At 67.1% G+C, this 18,442-nt stretch carries 9 protein-coding genes and 1 pseudogene; 6 read left to right on the top strand and 4 right to left on the bottom strand.

Features of this window, described 5'->3' with window-relative positions; translation table 11 throughout:
- Positions 1-10,827 (top strand): amino acid adenylation domain-containing protein (locus ABZ293_RS00005; RefSeq protein ID WP_355176388.1); only part of this gene is annotated, 10,827 nt, incomplete at its 5' end.
- Between the two features lie 272 nt (positions 10,828-11,099).
- A complete protein-coding gene (locus ABZ293_RS00010; RefSeq protein ID WP_355177103.1) occupies positions 11,100-11,669 on the top strand; it encodes a Uma2 family endonuclease in 570 nt (189 codons plus the stop codon).
- A gap of 105 nt (positions 11,670-11,774) precedes the next feature.
- On the opposite strand, the pseudogene ABZ293_RS00015 reads toward ABZ293_RS00010, so the two are convergent.
- Positions 11,775-12,317, bottom strand: a pseudogene (locus tag ABZ293_RS00015) (peroxiredoxin-like family protein); the annotation flags it as partial.
- 72 nt (positions 12,318-12,389) lie between these two features.
- Here ABZ293_RS00015 and ABZ293_RS00020 point away from each other — a divergent pair.
- Complete coding sequence (locus ABZ293_RS00020; protein WP_355176390.1) at positions 12,390-12,998, top strand: TetR/AcrR family transcriptional regulator C-terminal domain-containing protein; 609 nt, start codon at positions 12,390-12,392, stop codon at positions 12,996-12,998.
- Positions 12,999-13,430: 432 nt separating this feature from the next.
- Here ABZ293_RS00020 and ABZ293_RS00025 read toward each other — a convergent pair whose 3' ends face one another.
- Entirely contained in the window at positions 13,431-14,558 is a 1,128-nt protein-coding gene (locus ABZ293_RS00025; protein ID WP_355176392.1) for a GDSL-type esterase/lipase family protein, read from the bottom strand.
- Positions 14,559-14,669: 111 nt separating this feature from the next.
- On the opposite strand from ABZ293_RS00025, the gene ABZ293_RS00030 reads away from it, so the two are divergent.
- Positions 14,670-15,146 (top strand): MarR family transcriptional regulator, encoded by a 477-nt coding sequence (locus ABZ293_RS00030; protein WP_355176394.1) that lies wholly within the window; start codon positions 14,670-14,672, stop codon positions 15,144-15,146.
- A gap of 324 nt (positions 15,147-15,470) precedes the next feature.
- On the opposite strand, the gene ABZ293_RS00035 is transcribed toward ABZ293_RS00030, so the two are convergent.
- On the bottom strand, positions 15,471-15,653 hold the full coding sequence (locus ABZ293_RS00035; protein WP_355176396.1) for a TetR/AcrR family transcriptional regulator C-terminal domain-containing protein: 183 nt from the start codon (positions 15,651-15,653) through the stop codon (positions 15,471-15,473).
- Positions 15,654-15,688: 35 nt separating this feature from the next.
- Between ABZ293_RS00035 and ABZ293_RS00040 the strand changes: the two genes are divergently transcribed.
- The gene (locus tag ABZ293_RS00040) at positions 15,689-16,000 is read left to right on the top strand and encodes a zinc-binding dehydrogenase (RefSeq protein WP_355177104.1); all 312 of its coding nucleotides are present in this window, start codon (positions 15,689-15,691) and stop codon (positions 15,998-16,000) included.
- Between the two features lie 86 nt (positions 16,001-16,086).
- Positions 16,087-16,239 (top strand): hypothetical protein, encoded by a 153-nt coding sequence (locus ABZ293_RS00045; RefSeq protein ID WP_354960730.1) that lies wholly within the window; start codon positions 16,087-16,089, stop codon positions 16,237-16,239.
- Between the two features lie 6 nt (positions 16,240-16,245).
- Here the strand turns inward: ABZ293_RS00045 and ABZ293_RS00050 are convergent, their stop codons facing one another.
- A complete protein-coding gene (locus ABZ293_RS00050; protein WP_355176398.1) occupies positions 16,246-18,192 on the bottom strand; it encodes a 5-oxoprolinase/urea amidolyase family protein in 1,947 nt (648 codons plus the stop codon).
- Positions 18,193-18,442 lie beyond the last annotated feature (250 nt).

Below are 18,442 nucleotides of genomic sequence, written 5' to 3' on the forward strand. Positions count from 1 at the left end.
CCAACCGAATTCGCGGTGCACGCGACCCACGGACCGGTGGCGCAGGGGCTGGTCGGCGCGGTGCCGATCGGCCTGCCCGTCTGGAATGCCCAGGCGTATGTGCTCGATGCCCGCCTGCATCCGGTCGCACCGGATGTCGCGGGTGAGCTCTATCTCGCGGGTGCGCAGTTGGCGCGCGGTTACTTCGGACGCGCCGATCTGACCGCGGATCGCTTCGTTGCCAACCCTTTCGGCGCGTCCGGTGCACGCATGTACCGCACCGGTGACCTGGTCACCCGCAATGCCAACGGGGCCATCGTTTACTTGGGCCGCACCGACTTCCAGGTCAAGTTGCGTGGTCTGCGCATCGAGCTCGGTGAGATCGAAACCGCCCTGACCGCGCACGATGCGGTCGCACAGGCCGTGGCGCTGGTGCGCTCGGATGCCCGTACCGGCGATCAGCTGGTCGGCTATGTGGTGCCGGTGAACGGCGGCGAGGTGGATGTCGACGAGCTGCGCAGGCACCTGACCGGGCAGCTGCCGTCGTACATGGTGCCCGCGGCACTGCTGGTGCTCGACGCCATGCCGCTGAACCCGAACGGCAAACTCGATCGCCGCGCACTGCCCGAACCCGCCTTCGAGGCACGGGAATTCCGCGCGCCGTCGACCCCGATCGAGGAGATCGTGGCCGATACCTTCGCCGAGGTGCTCGGTCTGTCGAGCGCCGAGGGCGGGCGCGCGGTCGGTCTCGACGACGACTTCTTCGATCTCGGCGGCAACTCGCTGATCGCCACCCAGGTGGTCGCCCGCCTCGGCGCCGCACTCGATACCCGCATTCCGGTGCGGCTGCTGTTCGAGGCGCCGAATGTGGCCGCGCTGGCCGCGCGGATGGAGGCGCAGCAGGGCACCGGCGGTCGCCGGGAGCTGGTCGCCGGACCGCGGCCGGAACAGATTCCGCTGTCGCTGGCCCAGCAGCGGATGTGGTTCCTCAACCGCTTCGACAACCAGACCGCCGTCAACAACATCCCGCTGGCGGTCCGGCTCACCGGTGCACTCGATACCGATGCGCTGCGGCTGGCCGTCGCGGATGTGATGGACCGGCACGAGGTGTTGCGCACCGTCTACCCGGAGACCGCCGATGGCCATGGCGTGCAGGTCGTGCTGCCCGCCGGTCAGGTCCACCTCGACCTGACCCCGGTCGTGGTGTCGGAGACCGATATTCGCGATCGCATCAGCGAGCTGGTACTGACCGGCTTCGATGTCACCGCCGAGGTTCCGGTGCGGGCCAAGCTGTTCCGGCTCGAGGCCCCGATGGACGGGTCGCTGCCGGATACCCACGTGCTGGTCTTCGTGGTGCACCACATCTCCGGTGACGGCTGGTCGGTGCGTCCGCTGGCCCGCGATGTGATGGTCGCCTACGCGGCCCGCAACCGTGGCGAATCGCCCGCCTGGGCGCCGCTGCCGGTGCAGTACGCCGACTTCGCGCTGTGGCAGCGCGAAACCCTCGGCTCCGAGGACGATCCGGCCTCGCTGATCGCCAAGCAGGTCGCGTACTGGTCCGAAAGCCTGGCGGGACTGCCCGATCAGCTGGACCTGCCATCGGATCGTTCGCGTCCGGCCATCGCGTCCAACCGCGGTGACGTCTACGAATTCGGCATCGACGCACAGCTGCTGACCGAACTCAACGCACTGGCCCGCGCACAGGGCGCGAGCCTGTTCATGGTGGTGCACGCGGCGTTCGCGGCACTGCTGGCGCGACTGTCCGGTACCGACGACATCGCCATCGGCACCGCCGTCGCCGGTCGCGGTGAGGCCGTGCTCGATGACGCGATCGGCATGTTCGTCAATACGCTGGTGCTGCGTACTGCGGTCGATGCGGGTGCGTCGTTCACCGAGCTGGTCGCCCGGGCCCGGGAAACCGACCTGGCCGCCTTCGGCCACGCGGACCTGCCGTTCGAGCGGCTCGTCGACATCCTCAATCCGGCCCGTTCGCAGGCGCGGCATCCGCTGTTCCAGGTGATGCTGTCGTTCCAGAACACCGGCGAGGCGGCATTCGAACTGCCCGGCCTCGAGGTGGCCGGCGTTCCGCTCGATGTGGTGACCGCGAAATTCGATCTGCATCTGAACCTCGCGGACCGGATCGACGCGGCCGGCAATGCCGACGGCATGACCGCCGAATTCGCCTATGCGACCGATATGTTCGACGCCCGCACCATTGCCGGTGTCGCGCAACGGCTGGTCCGCCTGCTGCGCGCGGTGGTCGCGGATCCGGCCGCCGCGGTCGGTGACGTCGATCTGCTCGATGCCGCCGAACGCACGAAGGTGCTCGACACCTGGAACGACACCGCGCATGTCGTCGACGCCGAGCTCACCCTGGTCTCGATGTTCCAGGCCCAGGCCGCCCGGAGTCCGAAGGCGACCGCGCTGACGTTCGAGGGGACGAGTCTGTCCTACGGCGAGTTCAGCACACGGGTGAATCAACTCGCGAGGCATCTGATCGCACTGGGTGTCGGACCGGATTCGATGGTCGCGCTCGGTATGCGCCGGTCCTTCGAGCTGGTGATCGGCATGTACGCGGTGAGCGTCGCCGGTGGTGCGTATGTGCCGCTGGATCCGGATCATCCGGCCGAGCGCACCCGGTATGTGCTCGACACCGCGGACCCGGTGTGCGTGCTGACCACCGCGGCCGACGAATTCGACGCGGGCAGCACTGCGGCGCTGGATATCGCGGCGCTGGATCTGTCGGCGTACTCCGACGAGCCGGTGACCGATGCGGAACGTCTGGTGCCGCTGCGGCCTTCGAATACCGCGTACGTGATCTTCACCTCCGGTTCGACCGGTCGCCCGAAGGGTGTCGCGGTCAGCCACGTCGCCATCGTCAACCGCCTGGTCTGGATGCAGTCCGAATACGGGCTGGATCGCGGCGATGTGGTGCTGCAGAAGACGCCGGCCACCTTCGATGTGTCGGTCTGGGAATTCTGGTGGCCGCTGCAGGTCGGGGCGCGCCTGGTCATCGCACGGCCCGACGGGCATCGCGATCCGGCGTACCTGGTGCAGACCATTGCCGAGGAGCAGGTCACCACGGTGCACTTCGTGCCGTCCATGCTGTCGGTGTTCGTGGCCGATGACCGGGCGGGCGAATGCTTCGACCTGCGCAATGTCTTCGCCTCCGGTGAGGCGCTGCCCGCGGTGACCGCACAGCGGCTGCGCGAGCTGACCGGTGTCTGGCTGCACAACCTGTACGGTCCGACCGAGGCCGCGGTCGACGTCACCTATCACGAGGTGACCGACGCCGACACCGTCTCGGTGCCGATCGGTGCTCCGGTCTTCAATACCGAGGTGTACGTGCTGGATTCACGGCTGCACCCGGTTCCGATCGGTGTGCCGGGTGAGCTGTACCTCGCGGGTGATCAGCTGGCGCGCGGCTATGTGGCGCGTCCGGATCTGACTGCGGATCGCTTCGTGGCCAACCCGTTCGGCACCGGCGGGCGCATGTACCGCACCGGTGACCTGGTCACTTGGACGGCGAATGGTGAGCTGGAGTACCTGGGCCGCACCGACTTCCAGGTGAAGCTGCGCGGTCTGCGTATCGAACTCGGTGAGATCGAATCCGCGCTGACCGCGCTGGATGCGATCGCCCAGGCCGCTGTGGTGGTCCGCTCCGACGATCGCCTCGGTGATCAGCTGGTCGGCTATGTGATCGCGGCGGCCGACCGTAGCGTCGATATCGACGCGGTGCGTGCCGAACTCGCGGCCGATCTGCCCGCCTACATGGTGCCGACGGCCTTCGTCGTGCTGGACGCGTTCCCGCTCAATGCCTCCGGCAAGCTCGACCGAAAGGCATTGCCCGCTCCCGTCTTCGAGGCGAAGGTGTTCCGCGCACCGTCGACCCCGATCGAGGAGATCGTGGCGAGCATCTACTGCGACGTGCTCGGCATCGCCCGGGTCGGCCTGGACGACGACTTCTTCGAACTCGGCGGCAACTCGCTGCTGGCCACCCAGGTGACCGCGCGCATCGGTGCGGCGCTGGATACCCAGCTCGCGGTGCGCGACCTGTTCGAGGCGTCGACGGTCGCCGCGCTGGCGGCCAAGGCCGAACACAATGCCGGATCCGGCCGCACCAGGCCGCGCCTGGTGGCCGGGGAGCGCCCGGCCCGTATTCCGCTCTCGCCCGCGCAGCAGCGGTACTGGTTCCTCAACCAGTTCGATACGGCCACCTCGGCGGTGGACAATATTCCGCTCGCCGTGCGGCTGTCCGGTGCGCTCGATGTGGCGGCGCTCGAGCAGGCGCTCGGTGACGTCTTCGCGCGGCACGAGGTGCTGCGGACCACCTACCCGAGTTCGGCCAGCGGTCCGCACCAGGTGATCCAGCCCGCCGATCAGGCCGTCCCACGGCTGACCGTCACCGATATCGACGAGTCGGATCTGCTGCGCATGGTCATCGAATTCGCGCTCACCACCTTCGATGTCACCGTGCAGGTGCCGCTGAAGGTCGGGCTGTTCCGGATCGCCGAACACGATCACGTGCTGGCGTTCACGGTGCACCACGTCTCGGCCGACGGTTCGTCGATGGGCCCGCTGGCCCGCGATGTCATGGCGGCGTATGTGGCACGGGCGCAGGGGGAGATCCCGCAGTGGGCGCCGTTGCCGGTGCAGTACGCCGACTACGCGCTGTGGCAGCGTTCGGTGCTCGGCTCCGAGGACGATCCGGAATCGCTTGCCGCACAGCAGGTCGCCTACTGGCAGTCCACGCTGGCGGGTCTGCCCGATCAGCTGGAGCTGCCCGCGGACCGGCCGCGTCCGCCCGCGCAGAGCTTCCAGGGCAAGGCGATTCGCTTCGAGATCGCGCCGGATAAGCACGCTCGCCTGCACGAATTGGCGCGGGCCAATAACGCCTCGCTGTTCATGGTCGTGCACGCGGCGCTTGCGGTGCTGCTGGCCCGGCTGTCGGGCACCGACGACATCGCCGTCGGTACGCCTATTGCGGGTCGTGGCGAGCGCGAACTCGATGATCTGATCGGCATGTTCGTCAACACCTTGGTGTTCCGCACCCGGGTGCGGTCCGGCGATACCTTCGCCGATCTGCTCGCCGATGTGCGCGAACGGGATCTGGAGGCGTTCGCGAACGCCGATGTGCCGTTCGAGCGGCTGGTCGAGGTGCTCAACCCGGAGCGTTCGACGGCGCGCAATCCGCTGTTCCAGATCGGTCTTTCGTTCCAGAACCTGGCCGAGACCACCTTCACGCTGCCCGGCCTGTCGGTGAGCGCGGTGAACTTCGATTCACAGCTGGCCAAGACCGATCTGCACGTCACGCTCTACGACCGCTACGCCGATGACGGCACCCCGGCCGAGATCGTCACCGAATTCGGCTATGCCATCGACCTGTTCGACGAGGCCACGGTGCAGGGCTTCGCGGACCGGTTCCTGCGGGTACTGGACGCGGTCGTCGCCGATGCGGCGCAGCCGGTCGGCGAGATCGATCTGCTCGCACCGCAGGAGAGCACGCGGATCCTCACGCAGTGGAATGACACCGCGCATGCGGTCGATACCACCGCGACGCTGGTATCGCTGCTCGATGCGACCGTGGCCGCGACGCCGGACGCGATCGCGCTGGTCGCGGATGTGCCCACCGGCGGCAAGCTGAAACTCACCTACGCCGAACTCGATTCGCAGGTGAACCGCCTGGCGCGGTACCTGATCGAGCGTGGTGTCGGATCGGAGGATCGGGTCGCGCTGGCGATCCGCCGGTCGGTTGATCTGGTCGTCGCGATGTACGCGGTGGCCAAGGCCGGTGCGGCGTATGTGCCCGTCGATCCGGATCAGCCCGCCGACCGCGTCGAGTACATCCTCGGCACCGCCGCTCCGGTGTGCGTCCTGACCACCGGTCACGAGGGCTTCACCTCCGCGACGGTGGATTCGGTGGCCATCGATGAACTCGACCTGTCGCCGTACTCGGATGCGCCGATATCCGGAGACGAACGACTCGGCACGCTGACCGCGGCGAATACCGCGTACGTGATCTTCACCTCGGGTTCGACCGGCCAGCCGAAGGGTGTGGCACTGCCGCACAGTGCGATCGCCAACCAGTTGCAGTGGAAGACCAGCGAATTCGGCCTCGGCGCCGAAGACGCGGTGCTGCTGAAGACGGCTGCGACCTTCGACCTTTCGGTATGGGAGTTCTGGTCGGCCGCGGTGTCCGGTGGCCGACTGGTCATCGCGACCGCCGACGGACATCGCGATCCGGCGTACCTCAATACCCTGATGCGCGATACCGGTGTCACCACATTGCATGTGGTGCCGTCGATGTTGGACGCCCTGCTGACCGAATCGGACGGCAAGCTGCCCGAGTCCTTGTGCCGGGTGCTGGCGATCGGTGAGGCACTGCCCGCCGCGACCGCACAGCGGTTCCGCAAGGCCAATGCCGCCAAGCTGTTCAACCTCTACGGTCCGACCGAGGCCGCGGTATCGATCACCAACCACGAGGTGACCGATGCGGATGCCGTCTCGGTGTCGATCGGTGCGCCGGAGTGGAACAGCCGTGTCTACGTGCTGGATTCGCGCTTGCGGCCGGTGCCGGTCGGGGTGTCCGGTGAGTTGTACCTGGCCGGTGCGCAATTGGCGCGCGGCTACTTCGGACGGGCGGATCTGACCGCGGAGCGGTTCGTGGCCGACCCGTTCGAGTCCGGCGTGCGCATGTACCGCACGGGTGACCTGGTGGCGTGGAATGCCGACGGTGAGCTGGAATACCGTGGCCGCACCGACTTCCAGGTGAAGATCCGCGGTTTCCGCATCGAACTCGGCGAGATCGAGGCGGCACTGCTGCGGCAGACCTCGATCACCTCGGCCGCCGTGCTCGCGCACACCGATCCGGCGCTCGGCGACCGCCTCGTCGCCTATGTCGTCCCGACCAGCGGTGAACTCGATAAGCGCGCACTGCAGTCGGCGCTGGCCGCGGAGCTGCCGTCCTACATGGTGCCGAGTGCCTTCCTGGCGCTGGAAGCGTTGCCGCTCAACGCCAATGGCAAGCTCGATCGAAATGCGCTGCCGCAGCCCACCTTCGAACATGCCGCATTCCGCGCCCCGGTCTCGCCGGTGGAGCAGATCGTGGCCGGTGTGTTCGCCGATGTGCTCGGTATCGAGCGGATCGGCGCCGATGACGACTTCTTCGCCCTCGGCGGTAACAGCATTCTGTCGATCCAGTTGGTATCGCGGGCGAAGGCGCTGGGCGTGGTGTTCTCCGTGCGCGATGTCTTCGATCAGCGCAGTGTCGCCGGACTCGCGGCGATCGCCACCTCGACCGCGGAGCTGCGTCCGACAATGGCGGAGCTGCCCGGTGGCGGGGTCGGCGAGATCCCGCTGCCGCCGAGCATCGCGGCCGTGCTGGCCGGTGGCGCGCCCTACCAGCGCCTCGCCCATGAGGCGACGGTGGCCCTGCCACGCGAATTCGATCGCGACGGACTGCACGCGGCGATCGCCACGATCGTCGAACGGCACGACGCCCTGCGCACCCAACTGCGCCAGGTGGGCGATGGCTGGACATTCGCGGCACTGGAGCGCGGCGCCATCGATATCGATGCACTGGTGCACGAGGTTTCGGTCGATGCCACCCTGACCGAGGACTACGGCTACGACGAGCTCATGCGGCTCGCCGATGGCGAACGCGCCGCCGCGGCGGATCGTCTCGATCCGGCCAACGGTGTGATGGTGCAGTTCGTGCGGATCACCGCGGACAAGCTCGACGGCGGCAATTTCGTGCTGGTCGTGGTGCACGCATTCGCGGCCGACCCGAGGTCCCTCGGCGTGCTGACCGCGGATCTGCGCGATCTGGTCGCGGCCGAGCCGGTCGCACTGCCGGAGGTCGGCACCTCGCTGCGGCGCTGGGCATACGGCCTGACCGAGGATGCGAGTGCCCGTGCCGCCGAACTGCCGTTCTGGCACGAGGTTTCGGCCACGCCGGATCCACTGCTGGGCGCGCGCGCCTTCGATCCCGCACAGGACACCGTCGCCTCGGTGCGGCGGGTTCGGGTCGAGGTGCCGACGGCGGTCTCCGAGATCCTGCTCACCACCGTTCCGGCGCGGTTCCACGGCGGTGTGCCGGACGGGCTGCTTTCGGCATTGGCCATGGCGCTGGTGCGCTGGCGCGGTGAACAGCACGGATCGGATGTGCTGATCCGGCTCGATGGCGATGGGCGCGCGGCGGTCCGCGATGCCGAATTGTCGCGCACGGTCGGTGCTTTCACCACGACCTATCCGGCCCGGCTCACACTGGGCGATATCGATCTGGCCGATGCGTTCACCGGCGGTGCCGCCGCGGGCGCCATCGTCAAGTCGGTGAAGGAGCAACTGCTCGCGGTGCCGGATCAGGGCGCTGGCCACGGTCTGCTGCATCTGCCGCAGGTGGGTCAGGTGAGCTTCCGGTATCAGGACGCGGCGATCAAGACCGAGCGTGCCGCCGATATGCCCGCCAACGGTGCGGTCGATATCACCGTCACCGCCGACGATGCGGACACTGGTCCGCGCCTGCTCGCCACCTTCGAATTCCCGGTGGGCCTGCTCGGCCCGGAGCGGGTGCAGGAGCTGGCGGATCTGTGGATCACCGCGCTGACGGCGCTGGCCGAGCACGCGCAACGCCCGGATGCCGGTGGGCACACACCGTCGGATCTGCCGCTGGTGCGGGTCGGCCAGTCCGATATCGACCTGTGGGAGCGGACCTACCCCGGCCTCACCGATGTGTGGCCCGTTTCGCCGCTGCAGTCCGGTCTGCTCTTCCACGCGCTGATGACCACGGCCACCGTGGACGTCTACACCATGCAGGCCGTGGTGCAGCTGGCCGGAACGGTGGATATCGAACGGCTGCACGCGGCCGCGCAGGCGATCCTGGATCGGTACCCGAACCTGCGCACCGCCTTCGTCACCGACGCCATGGGTCGGGCCATGCAGGTCGTACTCGATCGGCTCGAAGTGCCCTGGCGCGTGGTGGATCTCACCGAGCTGCCGGAGGCGGAGCGGGCCGAGGAACTGCGGCGGCGGATCGAGGCGGACCATGCGGATCGCTTCGATATGTCGGCGCCGCCGCTGGTGCGCTACACGCTGTTCCGTACCGCCGCCGAGGAGTGGTCGCTGGCCATCACCACCCACCACGTACTGGTCGATGGCTGGTCGATGCCGCTGCTCATGCGGGATCTGCTGGTGCTCTACGCGACGCGTGGCGAGCAGTCGGCGCTGCCGCAGGTGTCCTCCTACCGCGACTTCCTGGACTGGCTCGCCACCCGCGACCAGAACGCGTCGCTGCGGATCTGGGCCGAGGCCTTCGACGGTGCGACCGAGCCGACCGAACTGGCGACGCCCGCGCGGACGGCCGAAACCTACGAGACCGGCAAGCTGGTCACCGAGATCGACGCCGACCGCACCCGCCAGCTCACCAAGCACTGCGCCGATCTCGGCATCACGGTGAACACGCTGGTACAGGCGGCCTGGGGCATTCTGCTCGGCCGGCTCACCGGTCGCGCCGATGTGGTATTCGGCGCAACGGTTTCCGGTCGGCCCGCCGAGTTGCCCGGTGTGGAATCGATGGTCGGTCTGTTCATCAATACGCTCCCGATCCGGGTGCGCATCGACGACCGCGCGACCATCGACGATCAGCTGAAGCGGTTGCAGCGCGACCAGACCGAACTGCTCGACCATCACTACGTCGGACTCGCCGATATCCAGCGCGCCGCCGGGATCGGATCGCAGTTCGACACGCTGCTGGTATTCGAGTCGTATCCGATCGATCGCGAGGCGATCGCGGCCGCGAGTTCGATCGACGGCATGTCGGTGACCGATGTCGGTGTCGACAGCACGACGCACTACCCGCTGACCCTGCAGGTGACCGCGGAGTCCAAGCTCGAGTTCACCCTCGAGTACCTGCTCAGCCGGTTCACCGCCGATGAGGTGGAAACCCTGTCCACCAGGCTGATCCGGGTCCTCGACGCGCTGCTCGGCGATCCGAACGGACTGGTCGGCGATATCGATATCCTCGACGCCGGTGAGCGCGCTCGCCTGCTCGCCGAATCCGGTATCGCGGCAACGGCTCCCGCGCCGGAACCGGTCGGCCGGCTCGGCGCGCGCACGGTGTCGAAGGTGCTCGGCGAGGTCGTCGAGGCGGATCCGGAGGCGCCCGCGCTGCTGGTCGACGGCGACGAAATCGCCTACCACGTGCTGGATCGCCGTTCCTCGCAGCTGGCGCGGGTGCTCATCGAGCGCGGTGCCGGACCCGGCGATGTGATCGCGGTCGCGCTGCCGCGTTCGGTGGATGCGGTGGTCGCGGTCTGGGCCATCCAGAAGGCCGGTGCCGCCTGCCTGTTCGCCGGTGATCTGAGTGCCGACGACATGGTCGCTGCCGGAGCCGGTTTCGGGATCACCCTGGAACCGGTCGACGCCCCGATCAACTGGCTGGTGCCCAGCGATCCGACGGTGCAGGCCGAGTTGGCCTCCGCGCCATCGCATCCGGTGTCCTACGCGGACCGCGTGCGCCCGCTGGCCGAGGAACATGCGGCCTTCGTGGTACGCACGGCCGACGGATCGGTCCAGGCACTCAGCCAGACCGAGGCGCTGGCGCAGTCGGATCGCGTCCGCTCGGAGTACGAGATCGACTACGAGTCGACAACGTTCACCACCGCCGCCTCCGGCCGGACCGCCCTGCTGGAGTTCCTGTCCTCGGCAACCGCCGGTGCCATGTCGGTGCTGCCCAGCGCCGATGACATCGCCGACGACCTCGCCGACGGCGAGGTCAGCCACTGGTTCGTCACGGTGGACGAGGCGACCGACGCGGCCGACGAGAACGTACGCATCGTGATCGTCGAGTAGTCGAAAGCGCATTACCGACCCAAAAGCCCCGCACCTCAACAGAGGTGCGGGGCTCCGTGCTTGCTACTGCCAGCCCTGCCATCGAGCCGAGTCATATGGTGGCTTTGCAATCAGATGTACCCACCATTTGACTCGGCTCGACGCCAGGACTCGACCGAGCATCCGGCCATTGCTGATTCGCCGCTGACGTGTGCGGCTCCGGCTAGACTTGGGCGGAGTCAGCGGACATCGTCCGCTCCCGTTCGGCGAGGTTGGAGGTGGTTCCAATGGCAATGCCCGTTCCCAGGTCCGATCGTTGGACAGCCGAGGACCTCGATCACATGCCCGAAGACGGATTACGGTACGAGGTGCTGAATGGCCAGCTCGTCGTGAACGCTGCTCCCAAACCACGACATCAATGGCTGATTCAATGGCTGGTTCGCGCACTCGTTGATGTTGTGCCACCTGGGTATGTCGTGCTGGAAGGCGTCGGGGTGCTGATCGGCGATGACGAGCCGATTCCCGATGTCATGGTGGCTACCGGCCCGATCGACTGGGACGCCCGGGGTGTTCCGGCCGAACAGGTGAAACTGGTCGTCGAAGTGGTATCTAAATCAACGACCCTGCAGGACCGCATGGTCAAGCCCGTTCTCTACGCCGCAGCCGGTATCCCGAACTACTGGCGCGTCGAGATCAACCCGTTCAAAGGCCAACTCCGCGAGGAAATGTTGCCGGTCCTGTTCGCGCATGCCCTTGGTGCGGACGACACCTACGAACGGACGCACCGGGTGGCGGCTGGAGACACCGTCACCCTGCGCAGTCCTTTCGAATTCACGGTGGATCCGGCGTCACTGATGCCCTGAGTCGGACACCATCGCCGCAACGCTGGCCTGTTTCGTTGGTGGCAGGGGGAGGGCCGCATGCTGTGACGAGCTTCGGGCACTCGATGGTCGATGCCGGGCCTCGGTGCTGGGTGCGAGCGCGAGCAGTTCGTCGACCGACCATTGGTCGTCGGCGTGTTTGCCGAGTTTGCTCGCCAGTACACGGCCGTCGGGGGCGATGAGGAAATCGCCGGGGAGGCCGAGGCGGCCGCCCTCGGGTTTGGCTGGGGGAGCGGGCTTTTCCTTGCGCAGTACTGCTCTGGTCACGGTGGCGACGCTGCGGATGATGGTGGGCCAGGCGCGCGGGTCGAGTAGGGCGCGGGGTGTGGATTCGATGCCGAACTCGCGGTAGAGGATTCGGGTTGGGTCGGCGATCAGATCGAACGGGAGGTCGCCCTCGTATCTGCGCAATTCGGCTGCGCTGGAATGGAAGACGACGACCTCGCGGATATTCGCGGCGAGGATCTCATCGTGTCGGACGGCGAACGAGCGCAGGTGCAGGTTGCAGATCGGGCATCCTGCGAAGCGGCGGAACTGCAGGTGTATCAGGCAGTCCTGATCGGGGATCTGAATTGTGCTGTCGGCGATGGTGACGAGTGCCCGATCGGCCACCGTGGTCGGCAAGGACATGAAAACTCCCTTCGTAGGTGTACGACGTACGCCTACGATCAAGTATGCGCGTACCTTGTACGCTGTCAACCCGTGCCCCGCCCTCGCTCGCTGACCAGCCCCGCCATCGCGGCCGCCGCCATCGCCGTGCTGGATCGCGACGGCCTGTCCGGCCTCACCATGCGCGCGGTCGCGAAGGAACTCCGCATCGCCACCATGGGGCTGTACCGCTACGTCGCCGACCGCGACGAACTGGAGGTACTGGTCGTCGACCACCTCCTCGCCACCATCGACCTCACCCCACCGACCGACCCGAATTGGCGCGCCCGTATCACAGCCCTACTGGACCGCATGCGAACCGCGGCCTCCGCCCACCCCGCGGCGGTCCCACTCGTAGTGCGCCACCGCCAGTCTTCCCCCGCCAGCCTGCGCTGGATCGAAGCGATGCTCACGATCCTCACCGACGCGGGCTTTTCCGGCCCGAGCCGAGTCCTGGCCCAACGCACCCTCATGGCCTTCCTCGTCGGCCACCTCCAGAACGAGCACTACGGCCCCCTCTCCGGCCCGGGCACCACCACCATGACCCAACTCCCCCCAACCACCTACCCCCTCCTCACCGAAACCGCCACCGAAGCCCAGAACATCGACTCCACAACAGAATTCCGCCTCGGCCTCGAAATCGTCCTCCGCGGACTCAGCTAGCCCGCTTTGGACGGTGCCCCTCGAGTCCTCCGTGTGCCGTCCCACCCCAGCACGCCCCCCGAGGGGCGTCCTGGACGAGCGATCACCATGCACTCACGCAGGCAAACGTCGAGAACACCCTGCACCAGCGCATTCTCGCCGCCTGTTGAGGCGTGGTGGTGCGCGTTCTGAGGGGCGGGGCGTGGTTCGGGCTTGGGGCAAGGGGGTTGCTGTGTAGGTGACTGCCTTTTTGGGCGTGGAAAGCCTAGCCCTGTGTCCGGATAGCTCTTGCTGTATCGGCTCTGGGGCTGGGGTCTGTTGGACGTAGTCGAATGGTGGTCGCGCAGGCCGGATTCGACGGCCGTGTGACTGCGCTCGGCGAGCTGTCCAAGCTATCTGGACGGGGGCGGCTGGGACCGGCACGGGGTTTCGTGCCGGTCCCAGGGGGGTGATTCAGTGGGTGAGGCCGGGGAGTGTCATGGTTTTGCCCATGATCAGTGCGCCTGCGTCGTTGAGGTGTAGGCCGTCGCCGGAATCGAGGTCGGGGCGGATGTAGTCGGGGTTTTGGGGGTCTTCTACGGCGGCTGCTACGTCGAAGACGGCGTCGAAAATGTCTGTGGTGCGCAGCCATTCGTTGACGGTGTGGCGGACGGGGCGTCCCTCGTCGACATTGAGGTCGGGGTAGATCACGCCGGCGAAGGGGCCGATGGTGTTCGCGTAGACCTTCAGTCCGGCGGCGCGCGCGCGTTCGGCGAGGGCGGTGAACCCTGCGATCAGGTCGTTCGCGGGGGAGGTGTGGTTGTCGAGGATGAGGTCGTTGACGCCGAAGTGCAGCACCACGTGCGTCACCCCGGGGACGGCGAGGACGTCGCGATCGAAGCGGGCCAGGCCGTGCTCGCCTACCTGGTCGGTCAGCAGGCGGTTTCCGCCGATCCCCTGATTGACCACCCAGCCGGAGATGAGACGTTCGTTGAGGATGTCGACCGAGCGGCGGTTCGCACCCGAGGTCGAGCCGACGCCTTCGAACCAGGAGTCGCCGAATGCGACGACGATCGGATCGGTGCTCGCGGTCAGCACATCGACGCCGGTCACATAGAAGCGTGAGGTGGTCTGTTCGGCGTCCGGCAGCGTGAGTGCGGAGGTCTGGTCGCCGGTCGTCACGTAGCTGGGTTCCATCGGCAGCTGCGAGAAGGGGGCCAGCTCGGTCGCCTCGGGCAGGTACAGGCTCAGCGCGAGATCGGTGCCCGCCGCGACGGTGAAATCGATCGGGTCGCTGATGATGTCGGCGCCAGCGGGAATGATCGTGCCCGCCTGGCCGTCGAAGCGCAGTTCGGCATCGGTCTCGGCCACGATCTCCTCGCCCGACTTGCGCACCGCGATGCGCGCCGCACCGATTGTCACCGGCGCCGAGCCGTAGCGGTTGGTCAGTCGCACCCGCAGTTGCTCACCGCCGCCGACCAGGTGCAGCACCTGACGCACCGTGTGATCGGCGAAGTCGCGCGGTTCCGCGAAACGGATCCGCTCGGCGGGGTTGACCAGGGTGGAACGAAATCCCGCGACCCAACGCAGCGTGCCAGTCATCTGAATCTCCATTTTGTTGCTGTGAGGAATATTGCGCTGACAACAACTTAGACAGAGATATTCCTCATGTCAACTATCCCCATCGCAACTATCTTCGGTACGCTCGGAGTCGTGGACACGACAGACCTCTTCGATGACCCCCGACTCACCACCATGGGCCTGCTCTACGAGGCCTACGACGGACTGGCCGGCAAATTGGAACCGACCTGGAAGAAACATGGTCTGTCCGGCCTCGATGTCAATGCGCTGATGCGATTGAGCCGCTCACCGGGGCGGCGGCTGCGGATGACCGATCTCGCCGCCCAGACGAATCTGTCGACCAGCGGTGTCACCCGGCTCGTCGACCGGCTGCAACGCAATGGATTCGTGTGCCGCGAACTGGATTCCGCGGACCGCCGCAGCTCCTATGCCGTACTCACCGCGGCCGGCGCGACCCAATTGGCGCGCCTACTGCCCGAATATCTCGAGGTCATCGAGCGCTGGTTCACCGGCCTGCTGAGCCCGGACCAACTCGATGCCTTCGTCGCCGGGCTGCGCATCATTCGCGACCAGGTGAGTCCGCAGGCGACCATACGTGGATCCGACTAGATCATCGAAATGCGCTCCCCGGCAAAGGGTTCGGCTCTCGATGAACCGACGGACCGGACGCCCGCTCCCGCTGCGCAATGGTCCGCGCGGGCGACGAACCGCATGCCCCGGACGAAAGGTAGCGGCTTCGTCAATTCCGAGGAGGGCCGCGCCGGCCGGACCATCCAGCCCTTCCGGCATCGAGGATGAGGCACGCAAAGGGCGCCAATTTCATTGTGGCGAGCCGCTTCGAGCTGCATGCCGAGACGCCACCCGATCACCGGGCAGCAGCAGTATTCCGGTGCCGCGGTGGCCACGCTCGTCATCGCAGCGCTCGGCGCCTGATCACGCGCCCCTGAGCCGCTCCAGGCCGTCGAGGATGAGCTCGAGGCCGAAATCGAAGTCGGCCACGCCGTTATGGGTGCCCGCGATGACGCGCTCGGCGAGCGCATTCATATGTGGGTATTCCTCGGCCGGAATGAGCGGCAGGAATTCCGCTGCGGCAGAGGCATATTCGGCGGGCTCCATACGACGTCATCCTCGATCTGATCGGCAACCGTTCGCTGGCCGACTGCCGACGCGTTCTCACCCCGGCGGGTGTCTTCGTCTCCTCGGCGGGCGCGCCCGGCGGCAACTGGTTCGGCCCGATCACCTGGATCGCAAAAGTATTGCTCGCCAATATCTTTGCCACCCAGACGCTACGCCCACTGCTCATGCGTCCCCGCAGCGCCGACCTGGTCTTCCTGTCTGACCTCGCCGAGCGCGGTGCGTTGAAGCCATTGATCGAAGGCCGCTATCCGCTATCCGACGCGGCCCTTGCGATAGCGCATGTCGCGGAAGGGCACGCCCAAGGGAAAACGGTCATCCGCATCTGAAAACATGGGCCTGTTCCGGCATATCGCAGCCGGAACAGGCCCACAATCAATGGCAGCAGGACCGCGGCAACGCAGGGGTGAGCGCCATGAGCGAGCCGAGAAGGATTACTCCGGAACAGCGAGAGGACTTCTGGCGGCGCTGTGGCTGGTCACCGGAGCTGCCGGAGGCCGAGCGCCGCCGTATCGAGGAAGTCTGGGATGACGAGTCCATCGATATGGCCGAGCTTTTCGGCTGGTAGTGCGGATCAGGCGGTGAGTTCGCCCGCCTGCCGCCAGGAGTCGCGTTCGGCGGCGAACGCGTCGGCTTGCCGTGCGCGGAACTCATCGATGGATTCGGCATTGTCGGACAGGAACTTCCGGTATTCGGCGAGGGCGAACTCCCCGTCCTCGGCCCGCACCTCGACCTTGCCCGCGGCGAAATCGGCGCGCAGCTCCAGCAGTTCGTCGGCTTCGACGGGGTACCAGCGGATCCGGTCGAAATAGCGGAGCAGCCAAGGGGATTCGTCCTTGTCGGCGTGGTGGTTCCATACCTGGGTGGTGCGTCCGACGAACTGGTAGCCGCCCGGACCCTCCATACCGTAGATGCACAGGTAGGCCCCGCCGATGCCGACGGCGTTCTCGGGGGTCCAGGTCCGGGCCGGATTGTATTTCGTGGTGACCAGACGGTGGCGCGGATCGGTCGGCGTCGCGACCGGCGCGCCGAGGTAGACGTCGCCGAGGCCGAGCACCAGATATTCGGCGCCGAAAACGGTGTCGTACACCTCCTGCACCGAGGCCGATCCGTTCATCCGCCGGATGAATTCGATATTCCACGGGCACCATGGGGCATCGGCGCGTACGCCGTGCATGTAGCGGGTGATGGCCTCGCGCGTCGACGGATCGTCCCAGGACAGCGGCAGGTGAACGGTGCGACTCGGCACCACGAGTCGATCGGCGGCGGGGATGTGCGCTTCGGCCTCGGCCAGCAGGTCCAGCAGTGCGGGCACCGGCAGGATCGCCGGATCCACTCGGATCTGCAGGGATCGCACGCCGGGCGTCAGTTCGGCCACCCCGCGTAGGCCGAGCGCGAGTAGGTGTTGGTGCAGGGCGTGCACCCGGGCGCGCAGACCGAGATCCAGTGTCATGGTGCCGTATTCGACGAGCACACCGTCGTCGCCCTGGCGGCGGTAGGTCACGCCGATCTCGTCATCGACATCGGCGCGGCGCAATACACCGTCATCGCCGTCGCCACCGGGGGACAGTACGGCGGGCCAGGCCGCGCGCCGAGCCGGACCGAGTTCCCGTATCGAGGCGGCGTGTTCGGCACGGATCGGGACGAAGCGCACGGTATCGCCGGGGCACAGTTGGCCGAGCTTCCACCGGTCGGCGGCGACGACGGTCACCGGGCAGACGAAACCGCCGAGGCTGGGGCCGTCCGGGCCGAGCAGGATCGGGGTATCGCCGGTGAAGTCCAGTGCCCCGACCGAATACGGGGTGTCATGGATATTCGACGGATGTAGACCCGCCTCGCCGCCGTCGGTCCTGGCCCACTCCGGCTTCGGGCCGATCAGCCGCACACCGGTGCGATCGGAGTTGAAGTGCACTTCGTAGTCGGTGCCGACAATGGTGTCGAAGTCCTTGCGTGTGAAGAACTCCGGTGCGCCGTGCGGCCCCTCGGTAACCGCCAGTTCCCAGCGTCGCGACAGCACCGGCTGCTCCTCCATCGGCACCGCCTTCGCGATCCGGCCGACGTGCGGGCCGAGCTCCAGCATGTCACCCGCTCGCACGGCATCGCCCTTGCTGCCGCCGAATTTGCCGAGCGTGAAAGTGGCTGTGCTGCCGAGATATTCGGGAAGCTCGAGGCCGCCCGCGAGCAACACGTAGCAGCGCATGCCGGGACCGCGCACCGCGCCGATATCGAGCACCCCACCCGCCGGAACCAGCACGGTCCGCCACTGCCGCGCGGCGGTCCCGTTCACGGTGACATCGGTCGGCGCGCCGGTAACGCACACCCAGGTCGGTGCGGAGAATTTCAGTGCGGGGCCACCGAGGGTGCATTCCAGCCCGGCCGCGCCCTCGGCATTGCCGAGCACCCGATTGCCGAGTCGAAACGACAGGTCGTCCATAGGCCCCGACGGGGGCACACCGATATGCCAGTAGCCGATGCGTCCCGGCCAATCCTGCACGGTGGTCAGCATTCCGGGCCGCAGCACTTCAATTCGCGATATGGCATCGCCGGTTGCTTCGAGGCTGCGGCCATTCGTGTGATCCAATCTGGTCGCAGCAGCCGTTATCGGGGTTGTCCGATCGGCCATCGCGACGGTTGAGATCCCGCCGACCGGATCGGCACCGTTCGCCCCTCGGCCCTGTTCATGTGTGGCGGATTCTGAAGCGGCAGGCGTGATTTCTGACGCCTCCGCCGTGTCGACACTGATGTTCGCCCTTAACTGTCCGCGGGTGTCC

The organism is Nocardia sp. NPDC005998, from assembly GCF_040614395.1.
Taxonomy (GTDB): domain Bacteria; phylum Actinomycetota; class Actinomycetes; order Mycobacteriales; family Mycobacteriaceae; genus Nocardia.